The sequence below is a fragment of the Paenalcaligenes sp. Me52 genome, from assembly GCF_050487965.1.
In the GTDB taxonomy this organism is placed as follows: Bacteria; Pseudomonadota; Gammaproteobacteria; order Burkholderiales; family Burkholderiaceae_B; genus Paenalcaligenes.
Window position 1 is genome coordinate 833,161 of record NZ_JBKQFO010000001.1, and the last position, 12,885, is coordinate 846,045.

General features: G+C 50.3%; 13 protein-coding genes. 9 read left to right on the forward strand and 4 right to left on the reverse strand.

Annotated elements, in window-relative coordinates; all coding sequences use genetic code 11:
* Nucleotides 1-118: 118 nt before the first annotated feature.
* From ACLO87_RS03890 to ACLO87_RS03900, 3 genes are all read right to left on the reverse strand, one after another.
* Entirely contained in the window at nucleotides 119-730 is a 612-nt protein-coding gene (locus ACLO87_RS03890) for a hypothetical protein (RefSeq protein WP_135864273.1), read from the reverse strand.
* A 132-nt stretch (nucleotides 731-862) separates the two neighbouring features.
* Nucleotides 863-1,477: a glutathione S-transferase family protein gene (locus ACLO87_RS03895; RefSeq protein ID WP_135864271.1), complete on the reverse strand. Its 615-nt coding sequence runs from the start codon at nucleotides 1,475-1,477 to the stop codon at nucleotides 863-865.
* A gap of 48 nt (nucleotides 1,478-1,525) precedes the next feature.
* Nucleotides 1,526-2,239, reverse strand: a complete 714-nt coding sequence (locus tag ACLO87_RS03900) for a GntR family transcriptional regulator (RefSeq protein ID WP_430222839.1) — start codon at nucleotides 2,237-2,239, stop codon at nucleotides 1,526-1,528.
* 155 nt (nucleotides 2,240-2,394) lie between these two features.
* On the opposite strand from ACLO87_RS03900, the gene ACLO87_RS03905 reads away from it, so the two are divergent.
* The 8 genes from ACLO87_RS03905 (at nucleotide 2,395) to ACLO87_RS03940 (ending at nucleotide 10,527) form a co-directional block, all read left to right on the forward strand.
* A complete protein-coding gene (locus ACLO87_RS03905) occupies nucleotides 2,395-3,138 on the forward strand; it encodes an SDR family NAD(P)-dependent oxidoreductase (protein ID WP_430222840.1) in 744 nt (247 codons plus the stop codon).
* A gap of 44 nt (nucleotides 3,139-3,182) precedes the next feature.
* Entirely contained in the window at nucleotides 3,183-3,695 is a 513-nt protein-coding gene (locus ACLO87_RS03910; protein ID WP_135862751.1) for a TRAP transporter small permease subunit, read from the forward strand.
* A gap of 9 nt (nucleotides 3,696-3,704) precedes the next feature.
* Nucleotides 3,705-5,009 carry a TRAP transporter large permease gene (locus ACLO87_RS03915; RefSeq protein ID WP_135862749.1) on the forward strand — a complete coding sequence of 435 codons (1,305 nt, stop codon included), beginning with the start codon at nucleotides 3,705-3,707 and terminating at the stop codon, nucleotides 5,007-5,009.
* A gap of 20 nt (nucleotides 5,010-5,029) precedes the next feature.
* Nucleotides 5,030-6,145 carry a C4-dicarboxylate TRAP transporter substrate-binding protein gene (locus tag ACLO87_RS03920; protein ID WP_135862747.1) on the forward strand — a complete coding sequence of 372 codons (1,116 nt, stop codon included), beginning with the start codon at nucleotides 5,030-5,032 and terminating at the stop codon, nucleotides 6,143-6,145.
* 23 nt (nucleotides 6,146-6,168) lie between these two features.
* Nucleotides 6,169-6,903, forward strand: coding sequence for an SDR family NAD(P)-dependent oxidoreductase (locus ACLO87_RS03925; protein ID WP_135862745.1), 735 nt, complete (start codon nucleotides 6,169-6,171; stop codon nucleotides 6,901-6,903).
* 11 nt (nucleotides 6,904-6,914) lie between these two features.
* Entirely contained in the window at nucleotides 6,915-7,709 is a 795-nt protein-coding gene (locus tag ACLO87_RS03930; protein WP_430222841.1) for an SDR family NAD(P)-dependent oxidoreductase, read from the forward strand.
* Nucleotides 7,699-9,402 (forward strand): FAD-dependent oxidoreductase, encoded by a 1,704-nt coding sequence (locus ACLO87_RS03935; RefSeq protein ID WP_430222842.1) that lies wholly within the window; start codon nucleotides 7,699-7,701, stop codon nucleotides 9,400-9,402. The genes ACLO87_RS03930 and ACLO87_RS03935 overlap by 11 nt, the downstream gene beginning before the upstream one ends.
* A gap of 228 nt (nucleotides 9,403-9,630) precedes the next feature.
* On the forward strand, nucleotides 9,631-10,527 hold the full coding sequence (locus ACLO87_RS03940; protein WP_135862740.1) for an EAL domain-containing protein: 897 nt from the start codon (nucleotides 9,631-9,633) through the stop codon (nucleotides 10,525-10,527).
* A 9-nt stretch (nucleotides 10,528-10,536) separates the two neighbouring features.
* Here the strand turns inward: ACLO87_RS03940 and ACLO87_RS03945 are convergent, their stop codons facing one another.
* Nucleotides 10,537-11,148 (reverse strand): LuxR C-terminal-related transcriptional regulator, encoded by a 612-nt coding sequence (locus tag ACLO87_RS03945; protein WP_430223719.1) that lies wholly within the window; start codon nucleotides 11,146-11,148, stop codon nucleotides 10,537-10,539.
* 732 nt (nucleotides 11,149-11,880) lie between these two features.
* On the opposite strand from ACLO87_RS03945, the gene ACLO87_RS03950 reads away from it, so the two are divergent.
* Nucleotides 11,881-12,885 (forward strand): TRAP transporter substrate-binding protein, encoded by a 1,005-nt coding sequence (locus ACLO87_RS03950; protein ID WP_430222843.1) that lies wholly within the window; start codon nucleotides 11,881-11,883, stop codon nucleotides 12,883-12,885.

The window sequence follows — 12,885 nt, forward strand, 5'->3', positions numbered from 1 at the left end:
CGTCTCAGTGTGATTGCCGTAAAAAAGCCATGGTAGTTTTACCATGGCTTTTTACTACTCAATTAGCGGCTGCCGATCGTGACGGTACAGCAGGGCGCTGTATAGGCAGATGCGTAGGTTATGCCTGTTTTTTCCACCATTTTTGGTAGGCATCACGCGTCACACTAGATACCGATTCCAGTACCTTCTGATGGGTGACTTGATGGCGTACCGCCAAGCGCGCATCGGCTACGGCTTTGGATTTACAAAACCAGTGGCAACTGTGTTGGAACAGGTACAGTTCAGCCGACAGATGGAAAGCGCGGCCTTTAGCGTCTAAGCCGTCTTCGTTATCCACCACATAACGCAATCCTACGGCATGAATGGCCAGCAGCTCGCGGAAGTCCCTAGTAATAGCAGGCAAGAAACGCTCCGCATAAGGAACACACATGGGCAAAGACACCATGCTGGCGGCTTCTAGGCTTTCTTTTTGAATGGATGTCGCCAAGGTTTGAATTTGTGCAGCCACAGCACGCTCAGTTTGTGCATAGGTTTCCAGCACCTGTAATTGACGCATTTCGTCGGTTTCTTTGATGGCGCGGGTATAGCCCTGCGTTAGCGTTTCCATATGGCGCTCAAGTTGCAGATTGGATAAATGTCGCCCCAGCAGTGCAATATGCGTACGTTGATACTTAGTACGTAGCACATGCCAAACCACAAAGATCGCCAATAGGGTTAATGCAATATCCATTGCTTGATTTTCCTTAATCGTCCACGAAACATAGCGCCGTAAAACAAAAAGCCCAAACACGAGTTTGGGCCTGTATTCGACCTATATGGGTGCCGGCGATTGTAGCACTTGTGACCCAAATCTAGGGGATGCTTAGCCTTTTGGAAAGGTCTCTTTCATGGATGTCCGTTTGGATACATCCGCAAACCACTGCGTCAATTTGGGGTGGTTAGTGCGCCAGTCTTTATCTGGGAAACGGAAGTCCAAATAGCCTAGTGTGCAGGCAGCGGCAATAGCACCTGCGTGGAAGCCACCGTTGGTGAGGGACTCAAACCATTTGTTTTCTAGGTCGTCCAAGCCAGAATCTACTTTGGCCATCTGACCGTTAAACCAGTCTTCCCAATACAGCTCTTTGGGGCGCATCACGGTTTCGTAGCGGCAGAGCAAGCAAGCATCTAACATGGCATCGCCTAAGGCTTCCAGTGTCAAAATCTCGAAGCGGCGGTCAGCGGGGTACAGACTGTTTTCAGGTGTGCCCAGACTGTCTACATATTGCGAAATGACGCGGCTATCAAACAGCGGCGCACCGTTAGGCAAAATGGCACAAGGCACTTTGCCGGAAGAGTTCACGGCAACGATGTTTTGGTCGCGTACAACTGGGCCAGCTGCCGAGCTAAGAATCTCAATAGAATCTTGTACGTTACGTTCCCAAGCTGCCACCATGACTTTGCGTACATAGGGGGAGGCGGGGGAGTGGAATAGTCTCATGTTGATTATCCTTATTGTGTAAGTTGCACTGCTACAAATGGATTGGCATCAAAGGCCAATATGATGAAGTTTTCCGTGGTTAGACCCTGCTAGGTCCGTGTGTTCTTGAAGCTGACTCAGCATGTACTCAATAGAGAAACTCACGTGCTCGCGCATGATGGCGCTAGCACGAGCGCCATCGCGGTTTGCTAAGGCACGCGCAATACGGTGGTGGTCGTCGTGTGTACGAATGAAAATCTCGCGGCTTTTCCAGATGATCACGCGATCAGAGATCAGGGGCACGTTGTAGATCTGGTCGATCATTTCTTTGACCCATGGATTGGCTGAATATTCCATGATGTTGCCGTGAAACGAGACGTTCATTTGGCGATAGGCCGCATGGTGCTCAGGCAGCAGTGTTTCACTGGCCAAGAGTCTGTCGCCCTCTACTACCAAATTGTGTAAATCTTCTGCGCGTTCTTCCGTCATGTTGTCGGCGGCCAATTTGCAGGCCAGCGCTTCTAGCTCCGCACGCACGACAAAGGCGTGCCGTATATGAGCGGGCGAATATTCCCTCACGTGAAAGCCTTTGTTGCTTTCATAAACCACTAAGCCGGACTGCGCCAGCATAGATAACGCAGTACGCAGTGGCGTGCGCGACACACCTAGCATTTCTGCTACTTGGTTCTGATGCAGTTTCTCTCCTGGTTGTAACTCCCCAGACAGTATGGCCTCGCGCAGTCTTTCTGCGGCGGCTTCTGCGTTGGTTTGGTTTCCAGTCATGACGGTATTCCTGTTCGGGGTTTTCCCTCGTTTATGGATTGATCTGAAAAAATGTATCCATTAATTGGTATATTAGCCGTAAATTTCGATCTAAAGGCTTTTTTAACTATAGATTGGATACATTTTCTTTGCAATGAGATGAAGGTTTAAGCGAAATGTCAGGTTTTTGTTTGGTTACAGGTGCGGGTGGTGGCATAGGCAATGCAGTCGTTAGCCGTTTGGCGGCGGATGGGTTCAAGGTGTTAGCGGCAGACTTGTCGCAAGAAAAAGCGGCCCAGTCTTTAGCAGGAGTTTCCGGTGCAGGGCATGAAGCGGTTGCATTGGATGTATCCGACGAAAAGGCAGTGGACGCGCTCTTTGCAAAGTATGACATAGACCAAGTGGTGGCTGCTGCGGGCATTTTGCTGTTTGCCCCCAATGGCGATAGACCATTAATCACAGAAATGAACCTAGAAGATTGGGAACTCACGCAACGTGTGAACTCTACCGGTACGTTTTTACTAACGCGTGCCTTCTTGCGTAGAGCCAATCAACAACGCATCACGAATGGCCGATTCGTAGGTTTTGCTTCTGTGGCTGCACAGTTGGGCGGCTACCGTTCCAGCTCGGCTTACATTGCATCCAAATCAGCGGTATTGGGTTTCATGAAGGCAGCAGCGCGTGAGTCCGCTCACTTGGGCGTGACCGTGAACTGTGTTGCTCCTGGATTGATTGATGCGCCCATGTTGCACCAGTCATTGGATCCAAAGGATTACCACACCGTTACCGGCAACATTCCACTGCAACGCGTGGGTACGCCAGCTGATGTGGCAGGAGCAGTCGCTTTCTTGATGAGTGACGATGCCGCGTACATCACTGGTTCAGTGATTGACGTGAACGGTGGCTACCGGATGCAGTAACAGGTTGGTTGCCTGCAGAGCAGGCAACCGTCAAAGGAGGAAAGATGATTAAAACGATAAGAACACTAACAAATGCATTAGCGTGGTTAGCGGGTTTGTCGGTGGCTTTGATGATGTTTCATGTCATGGCCGATGTACTGGGCAAGTATTTGTTCCACATGCCTGTACCCAGCACTGCCGAGGTAGTCGCTAACTACTACATGATTGCCTGCGTGTTTTTGGCATTGGCGTATATAGAGGCGCGCGGTTCTGCTATTTCTGTGGATCTGATCTACGACAGCGTAGGCCCACGTACTCAAGCGTGGATGCGTAAGGTAGGTCAGATAGGCACCCTGGCGTTTTACGCCGGGTTGGGCTGGTTCTCGTGGGATGTATCCATGCGTGCTTTCAAAATCAATGAAAGCGTAGATGGTTTATGGCGAGTGACAGTGTGGCCAGCAAAGTTCTTGCTGCCATTGGGGTTGGCTATTGCTTGCATCGTATTGCTGCTGAAAATTTTTGGTGGCGACCGAGTCAAGTTGGTAGAGCCGCCTGTTGAGTCCACTCCAGAACTGTAAGGAAGCAGCATGGATCGCATTGAAATTGGTTTTCTTGGAATTGCTCTCTTACTGGGTCTTATAGGTGTGCGTGTACCTATAGGGGCGGCGATGGGGGCGACGGCATTTGTGGGTATCTGGGCCATGATGGGCTGGAAGGCCACAGTAGGTATTGTGAAGGCAGTGCCGTTTCACTTGATTGGCGACTGGAACTTGTCTGCTGTACCCATGTTTTTGTTGATGGGGTTTATCGCTGTAGAAGCAGGGCTAACTAAAGGGTTGTTTGGCGCGGCGCGTGTATTGCTCTCGTGGTTACCAGGCGGGTTGGCATCGTCGACGACGGTGGCGTCGGCCTTATTTGCTTCGGCATCGGGGTCATCGGTAGCAACGGCGGCGGCGTTTTCCCGTATTGCTGTGCCCGAGATGCTAAACGCGGGCTACAACAAAGGGTTGGCTACAGGGTCAGTAGCAGCTGCTGGAACCTTAGGGGCATTGATTCCACCTTCTATCCTGATGATTGTGTTTGGGATGATGTTGGACACGCCGATTAAAACGCTGTTTATCGCAGGCATTATTCCCGGCATTTTGACGGCAGTGATGTTCTTGTTGCTGATTACCGTTCGCTGTTACTTCAATCCTAACTTGGCGCCTGCTGTGAAGATCGAGGTCACTAAAGCCGAGAAATGGGCATTGATTAGTGACTCATGGCCATTGCCTGTACTGATTCTTGGGGTGATGGGCGGGATTTTTTCCGGCATCGTCACGGCAACGGAAGCCGGTGCGGCGGGGGCATTTTTGGCCTTTGTATTAGCCCTACTTCGCCGACGCTTGAGCTACACCATCATGCGTAAAGCCTTGATTGATACGGCAGCAGGCACGGCAGAGATTTTCATGGTGATGCTGGGTGCGGCGTTGTTCTCGCGCTTTGTTGGCTTTGCCACCATCCCTACATGGATTGTGGGGGCGTTTGATGGTTTCTCTACGCTGCAAGTATTGCTGCTGATTTGCTTACTGTTCTTGGTGTTGGGTGCGTTTTTGGAATCCATTTCCATCATGCTGCTGTGCTTGCCTGTGTTGGGGCCACTGCTGATGGCACACGACATCAACCTGATTTGGTTCGGAATTTTGACTATCAAGCTGCTGGAAATTGGCTTGGTCACGCCGCCTATGGGGATGAACGTGTTTGTTATTAAGTCATCAATGGGTGATCGCGTCACGCTGGGTGAAATCTTCAAAGGCGTGAGTTGGTTTATTGCTATCGATTTTGTCACCTTGGCATTGTTAATTCTGTTCCCCGCCATTTCTCTGTGGCTGCCTAGCTTCATGCAAGGCTAATAAAACTCTAGGAGTGAGACATGAAAAAGATTTTGGTTACTGCTATTTCGTCGTTGGTATTTGCTACCTCTGTACAGGCTGAAACTTACCAAGCCACGAACTGGATGGCACCCATCCATATTTTGAATGGTGTGGCTTACGAGCGTTTTATTGCTGATGTAAAAGAAGCAACGGGCGGGAAGATAGACTTCGAGCTGTTTTCATCCGCATCGTTGGTACCAGCACAAACTACATTGAGTGCGGTGGGCGATAGCGTGGCGCAGTTAGGCGTGGTGGCATCTTCCTACACACCTTCTGAGCTACCGTTGTCCGGCATGATTAACGATTTGTCGTTTGTGGCCGATGACGATATGGCGACCGCATTAGCCGTAACAGAAATCACCCTGAACAACCCTAGATTGGTTGAGGAATTTGCGAAACACAATACGGTGACCTTGAGTGGCTACTCTACACCTACCTACTTGTTTTTCTGCATGAGCGAACTGGGTGATGTGAACTCACTCAAAGGCAAAAAAGTACGTACCGCCGGTACAGCACAAAATGAATGGATTGCATCCTTGGGCGCTATTCCCGTCGCTGTGCCTATGGGGGATGTGTATTCCGGTCTAGAGCGTGGTTCTATTGATTGCACCTTATCTGACCCTACTAACTTGGTTTCAGGCTACAAACTGGCTGAAGTCGTGAAGACGATCACCATGCTGCAGCAAGGTACTGTGCTTGGGCTGACCTATGTGTACAACAAAGACTTCTGGGAGGAAATTGGTCCTGAGAACCGCAGAGCACTGCTAGACGTCACGGCACGTAATGTGGCACGTACCCAAATTGCCTACTCTCAGTTTGTAGACACTGGCCTGAAAGAGTCTAAAGAGCGCGGTATTGCGATTAATGAGCCAGATCCTAGTTTGGTAGAGGCGTTGGCGAGCTTCCGCCAAGGGCTAATAGAGCGTACACCTGGTCGTACTGCAACAGAACGTCGAGTAGCAGACCCAAGCGAATTGGCTAACGAGTTCTTGGCACTGCAAGACAAATGGAGCAAGTTGCTTGCAAACATCGACCGCTATGATGAAGATGCATTGACCGCCCTAATCGATGCAGAAATCTACAAGAAAATCGATGAAAACAGCTACGGGCTGTGAGGCATTCAAGGACTAACACACTAATGAATGCTTCCATTCAACAAACAGCGATCGTAACGGGAGCAGGCTCCGGCATAGGCCGGGCCATTGCTCACCGTTTAGCGGAAGATGGTTTCTATGTGATTGTGGCCGATAGGGCAGAAGTTCCTGCACTGGAAACGGTGAGTCAGTTGCAAGAGCGGGGCTTTATGGCCAGAGCAGAAATCTTGGACATCACCGATGCCGTCGCAACACAAAAGCTGATCGATGACGCTGCGCACCTACGGGTGCTGGTGAATAACGCTGGCATTTTTGAGGTGAAAGCCTTTGAGTCACTGACAGTAGAAGACTTTCGGCGCATGTACGAGATCAACTTGGTGAGCATGTTTACCTTGTCCCAGCAGGCGGCGCGCAAGCTGCCTCGCTGGGGGCGCATCATCAACTTGGCATCGCGTGCTGCATTTGGTGCACGTAATTATGCGCACTATGTGGCCTCTAAAGCCGCTGTAGCAGGTTTCACTAAAGCCCTAGCATTGGATTTGGGCGAGAAGCAAATTACGGTGAATGCCGTTGCTCCCGGCGTGATCCAAACGGACATGTTGCTGGCTAGACCTGATCTGCATTTACTGCGCGATCAACAGCCTACTGGAGAATTGGGTGTGCCTGAGGATATCGCGCATGCCGTGTCGTACTTTGCCGATCCTCGTGCCAACTTCGTGACTGGCCAAGTGCTGATTGTGGATGGTGGTCGGTCGGTTGGTGGCACCGCTGCGTTTTAAGGAGGTCAAAAATGTCTATAGAACCTACTTCATTAGCAGGGCGCACGGCGGTTGTTACCGGAGCCGGACAGGGCATAGGGGAAGCCATTTCCCTTGCCTTGGTTGCGGTGGGTGCACGCGTAATTGCGGTGGATTGTGAAGCGGCGGGTATTACCGCATTGGCAGCCGCTAACCCTAGCCGCATTACGCCGTTGGTAGGTGATGTGACCGATGCCAGCTTATCCAACGCCTTAGATGCTGCATTGGCGACATCCGGTCTAGAGGTGGATATCTTGATTAACAATGCCGGTGTTGCTCGTGGCACGCATGCCTTGGGTACTACCGATGATGACGTGCAGCGTTATTTCGACATCAACGTAAAAAGTATTTTTGCGTTATCTCGATGGGCGATTGCACGCATGGTGCAACGTAAACGGGGTGGTGCCATTGTGAATACCGCATCGGTGTATGCGCTGGTAGGGGCACATAACTCGGCTGGTTACTCCATGTCTAAAGCTGCCGTGGTGGGTATAACGCGTCAAATGGCTACCGATTTTGGACCATCCGGTATACGGATTAATGCGGTAGCGCCAGGGCTTATTGAAACGCCCTTAACGGCTGAGCGTATTCGTTCTGAGCCTTGGCGTCGCCAAATTATGATTGAGCAGACGCCTTTACCGCGAGTGGGTACGCCCCAAGATATCGCCCGTGCGGTGCGTTTTTTAGCATCAGATGAAGCCTCGTTTATTACGGGGCAAGTACTTACCGTTGATGGTGGTTGGACCATTGGCCGATTCCCTAGGCAGGAGGCTGTTGATGCAGAGTAAGCAATTGCCTACATCGTGTGATTTAGTAGTAGTAGGTTCGGGAGCGGCTGGTTTTGCCACCGCTATTTCTGCAGCGAAACATGGTTTGCAGCCCATCATCATTGAAAAAGCACAGTGGTTCGGCGGCTCTACCGCCTTGTCGGGTGGCGCGATTTGGTGTCCACAGAACCATTTGATGACTGAAGCGGGCATGCAGGATGATCCTGCTGCGGCCAGACGTTATTTGCAGAATGAAACGGGCGAGAGATTCAATGCAGAGTTGGTGGACTGTTTTCTGGAAAACGCGCCTACGGCTATACGTTTTTTCGATGAAAACACGGCATTGAAATTATCGTACAGACCGTTTTCACCAGATTACCACCCTGATGTAGAGGGGGCGGCATTAGGTGGGCGGGTGATGGACCCAGTGGAGTACGACGGTAAACGTTTGGGTAAAGAGTTAGCACGTTTGCGCCCCCCCATTCGTGAGTTCACCATTCTGGGTGGTTTGCAGCTGGGCCGTATGGGGTTGTTTCACTTCCCTCGTATGACGAGACAATTTGCATCTTTTGTATGGGCAGCTAAAGCAGTGGCGGCGTATTACAAAGATCGTCTGACACACGGGCGTGATACCAAAATCAAACTGGGTGCGGCATTGGTTGCGCCCTTAGCTGAAACTGCCTTTGAACTGGGTATTCCTGTATTCACCAATTGCGCACTGCAATCCCTAGAGCGTGATGCAGAGGGGCGTGTAGTGGCAGCGGTAGTCTCCACACAGGAAGGTGAGCAGCGTATCGCGACAACATCCGGCGTGGTGTTGGCGGCGGGTGGTTATCCACAAGATGCTGAGCGCCGTGTAGCAACCGTGCCCCATGTGAAAGCAGGGCTGCCCCATTACTCTATGGCTCCTGAAAGCTCTACTGGCGGAGCCATGCGCATTGCCGAACAAGTAGGAGCCAAGTTTGTGGACACCAACTCGGATGCAGCCAGTTGGGCACCTGTGTCGTTGATTCCTCAAGCGGATGGTTCCAAACGGCCATTTCCACATTTGTTTATGGATAGAGCCAAACCGGGCGTTATCGCCGTGGGGCATGATGGCCAGCGCTTTACCAATGAAGCACTGAGTTATCATGATTTTGTGCAAAACATGGTAGCTAAGCTGTTGGTAGAAAAGCGCCAATCAGCATGGTTGATTTGTGACCACGCTGCTTTGCGGCGCTATGGCTTGGGGGCGGTGCCTTGTGCGCCCGGTCGCATAGGACGTTATTTACGCTCAGGCTATTTGAAAACAGGCGCTAATGCGGCTGAGTTGGCTCAGGCTACAGGCATTGATGCGGCGGGGTTGGCGCAAACCATTCAGCAATTTAATGAACATGCTGCACAAGGTAAAGATCCTGCTTTTGGTAAAGGCTCTACGCCGTATCAAACAGCGCTAGGAGATCCTGACCATACACCTAATCAGTGTCTTAAGCCGTTGGAAGGTCGCTTGTATGCGGTAGAGGTATTCTCGGGCGATATAGGCACAACAATGGGGATAGATATTACGGCGCATGGTGAGGTCCGAGATCAAGCCGGGCACGTGATCCCCGGCCTGTATGCGGTGGGTAATGATGCTAACTCGCTGATGTCAGGTTCCTATCCAGGAGCCGGTATTACATTAGGTCCGGCACTAACCTTTGGGTATTTAGTAGGTAGGCGTGCTGCACGAGTGTAGGCCTCGGTAGGATCAGCAGGGTGCAACGTGTTGCACCCTGTTTTTTTTATGGGTATGCCCAGTGCTACAGGATTGGGATTCGTACCTAGGTATCAGATCAGCAGACCCTCACTTTCAGACTTCTCTTAGTTAAAAAGCGAATGAAGAGTTTTATGCTACGAGCATTGACGATGGCCTAGAGAGCAAACCATTTTGTTTGCAGATGCCTGTCTGTTTTCGGGGATTCCTATGTATTCGCTATTCAGTTCGCCATCACACACCAGTACAGGGTGGCGTGCAACTCAGCGTACACAATTGGGCGGGGCAGCTAGGCCACATAAAAATAATGTGTGGTGGAAGAGTGCGCAAGTTGGCTTACTCATCACGCGCAACACATTAATCAGTGCCTTAGAGAAAAAACAGATTCAAGCGTGGTTACAGCCCAAGATAGCGCTGGACTCGCAGCAACTCGTCGGTATGGAGGCGCTGGCTCGTTGGTCACACCCTGAATGGGGCGTACTAACACCAAATGCGTTTCTGCCATGGTTCAGTTCATATGGTTTGGACGAGATGCTACTGATGTATATGTTGGAAGAAGCATTAGCTTTTCAAACGTATTGGCGTGAACAGGGTGTAGTCATCCCTGTCGCCGTTAATTTACCCACCTATTTATTGGATGATTCCACCTTGCCACAAAGGTTGGGGCAGTTTGTAGAGGCAAAAAAAGGACGACATAGCGACATATCGTTCGAATTACTAGAGACCTCAGATACTGCCACTACTCATGCGTTATTGACGGGGGTACGTAGTTTGGCTGCGCTTGGATTTGGCGTAGCGTTGGATGATTTTGGTGTCGATTACGGTTCTAGACAACGCCTGTTGCTAGCGCCTTTTTCGGAACTAAAGTTAGACCGTAGTTTGGTACAAGGCGTTGCAGAGCAACCTGAGCGTGCAGAGCGTGTGCGAGCCGTTATTCGTACCAGTAAACAACGCGGTGTAAAGGTTACAGCAGAAGGGGTAGAAACGCAGGCAGAATTAGCGTTTTTACAGCAAGCTGGTTGTGATTACGCTCAGGGTTATAGGTTTGCTAAACCTTTGCATGCCGCCGCGTTAGAAACATGGATACGTGAACATGGTGTAGTTTGACTGTGCACGCTACGTAAAGAGGTTGTGCTGCGAACAAAATGTAATCAAGTCTTGATTGTTATCCACATTGAGTTTGCGCATAGCAGTCACTTTCTGTGAGCTGACTGTTTTGATACTACGATTTAATTGCTCGGCAATATTGCTAATAGAGTTGCCTTGTACAAAGAGTCGTAGCACTTCAAATTCGCGAGGGCTAAGTGTGTTGAGTCGTTCTTGTACAGAACTATGCAACACCGCTCTAGACGCATACTGCTTGAAGGTCGCGGGGTAGTATTTGACCCCTTGGCGAAGTAAATGCAAGGCGACCAGAACTTCTGAAAGTTCGTCTTGTTTGAGGACTACGCCCTGAACGCCAGCATCATATAACGATGAAATAATCATGGGGTTAGACACCATGGTTAACACAATAAGCTGAACGTTCTCAAATCGACGCTGTAAGTAAGAAATAAAGCGAATCCCATCACCGTATTGCTCATCGCCCGGCATGGAGTAGTCGGTAATCACTACATCAGGTGGGGATGTTTCTAGCTGCTGAACGAGCTCTGATGGCGTAGCGGCTACAGCGTCTACGGTTATGTTGATATCGCGGCCCAGTAACTCGCGTATACCATAAGAATCAATGGATGGTCATCAGCAATGACGACTCGTAGTTTCTTCAAAGTTAACATGCAAGGTTCCTAGCGTATTTTTGGCTACGTTTTACGTAGCAGACCGCGTAGTGCTGCGTAGAAGCAATTGTGGGATGAGTAATCTTTATTTTACCAACAGAATATAGGGGAAAACGACCTTGTGGGTTGTGTCCCTAGCATCGAACGCGCATGTGGCCGCCCTTCCACGCTGTACGCCTCTGCTGTTAGGCGATTGTACAAGGCAGCAAGGTGGGTGTCTGGTCTTTGTTAAGTATTGTCATAGTGCAGAACAGTGCCGAGTACTTGTAGGTGTAAGGCAACGAACGGGCTTTATTGGGCAAGCCGTGAAGGCGTTGTCTGTGCACTATGACGCTGTTAATAGGGCCGCAATTAACGTTCTGTGCCGTGCTGTTAAGGGTGTAAAGCGCTCGCTTTATATTCTTGAAGTATATGAAAAGTTCATCTGTTAAACACCCTGGTAATACAGCAGAACAATGCAAATAAAGGCTTATGGGGTTATCCCTGAAGATGTGTTTACCAGATGAACACCTAAAGGATTTCGATTGATCTGCTACACGCGAGTGTGTGTAATACGAACTCTTGCCGGACCTAACCCTAGGTAAGCGATCAAAAAAAGTGAATGGCACGGCAGCGTATCCCGCCACAGATGCGCGCAGTGCGAGCTAGCTCAGCACGGTAAGCCAACCAAAATACGGAGATAACGATGAAACGAATCCTCATGGCAGCTCTTTGCGCCTTCTCTTTAACATGCGGGGTAACGGCGACGGCTAAACCTACAACACTAAAATTCGCCAACTTTGCGGGGCCAAATGCGTATTTGACCAAAGGGATGTTTGAGCCCTTGATCAAAGACATAGAAGAAGATTCGCAAGGCACACTGAAAATTCAGTTGTACTCAGGTGGGTCATTGGTCAAAGCCGAGGATACTTTCGACGCAGTGCGTCGTGGTTTAGTGGATATGGCGTGGGGTGTAACAGGCTACACACCCGGTCGCTTTAAAGTAGCGGACATTCCCGAGATTCCTTTCCAAGCACGCACCGTAGGCGAAGCTTCTAATGGCGTATGGCGCTTGTACGAAGAAGGGCTGATGGACGGCTTTGATGACGTCAAGGTATTTGCCATGGTGTCGTCCGGTATTTTGACTGGCCACAGCGTAAGTGAAATCAGTTCGTTAGATGACTTCAAAGGACAGCGTATTCGTGCAGCAGGCCCCTTGGCCAGTGCATCGGTAGAAGCGCTGGGTATTATTCCTGTAGGCTTGCCGGTATCACAAACAGCTGAAAACCTGTCTAAGAAAACCTTGAGCGGCAGCCTAAACGATTGGAATGCCGTATATACATGGCAGGTGCTGGACTTTGTGCCCTACCACATTGATGTGCCTATGGGTTCTAGCACCGTGTTCTTAGTGATCAATCAACGTGCTTACGACCGCTTGGCGCCAGAAGCTAAAGCTGCTTTGGAAAAACACGGCGGTGCTAACTTCTTACCACGTTGGTCTGAAGGTTTGGGCGGTGAGAACGCACGTCTGCGTGCTCAATTGGCCGAGAACCCTGCACACACTATTGTGACGCCTAGCGAAGAAGATGTAGCGCGTTGGTCGGCAGCGATCCAGCCTGTGATTGATACATGGGTGGCCAATACGCCGAATGGTCAGCGTGTGTGGGAAGTGTATACCCAAGGTATTGAGTCCCAGCGTGGAGCACAATAA

Bases quoted from the DNA above. Each gene is read 5' to 3' on its own strand.
- ACLO87_RS03890 (WP_135864273.1), bottom strand. From the start codon at position 730: ATGGATATTGCATTAACCCTATTGGCGATCTTTGTGGTTTGGCATGTG.
- ACLO87_RS03895 (WP_135864271.1), bottom strand. From the start codon at position 1,477: ATGAGACTATTCCACTCCCCCGCCTCCCCCTATGTACGCAAAGTCATG.
- ACLO87_RS03900 (WP_430222839.1), bottom strand. From the start codon at position 2,239: ATGACTGGAAACCAAACCAACGCAGAAGCCGCCGCAGAAAGACTGCGC.
- ACLO87_RS03905 (WP_430222840.1), top strand. From the start codon at position 2,395: ATGTCAGGTTTTTGTTTGGTTACAGGTGCGGGTGGTGGCATAGGCAAT.
- ACLO87_RS03910 (WP_135862751.1), top strand. From the start codon at position 3,183: ATGATTAAAACGATAAGAACACTAACAAATGCATTAGCGTGGTTAGCG.
- ACLO87_RS03915 (WP_135862749.1), top strand. From the start codon at position 3,705: ATGGATCGCATTGAAATTGGTTTTCTTGGAATTGCTCTCTTACTGGGT.
- ACLO87_RS03920 (WP_135862747.1), top strand. From the start codon at position 5,030: ATGAAAAAGATTTTGGTTACTGCTATTTCGTCGTTGGTATTTGCTACC.
- ACLO87_RS03925 (WP_135862745.1), top strand. From the start codon at position 6,169: ATGAATGCTTCCATTCAACAAACAGCGATCGTAACGGGAGCAGGCTCC.
- ACLO87_RS03930 (WP_430222841.1), top strand. From the start codon at position 6,915: ATGTCTATAGAACCTACTTCATTAGCAGGGCGCACGGCGGTTGTTACC.
- ACLO87_RS03935 (WP_430222842.1), top strand. From the start codon at position 7,699: ATGCAGAGTAAGCAATTGCCTACATCGTGTGATTTAGTAGTAGTAGGT.
- ACLO87_RS03940 (WP_135862740.1), top strand. From the start codon at position 9,631: ATGTATTCGCTATTCAGTTCGCCATCACACACCAGTACAGGGTGGCGT.
- ACLO87_RS03950 (WP_430222843.1), top strand. From the start codon at position 11,881: ATGAAACGAATCCTCATGGCAGCTCTTTGCGCCTTCTCTTTAACATGC.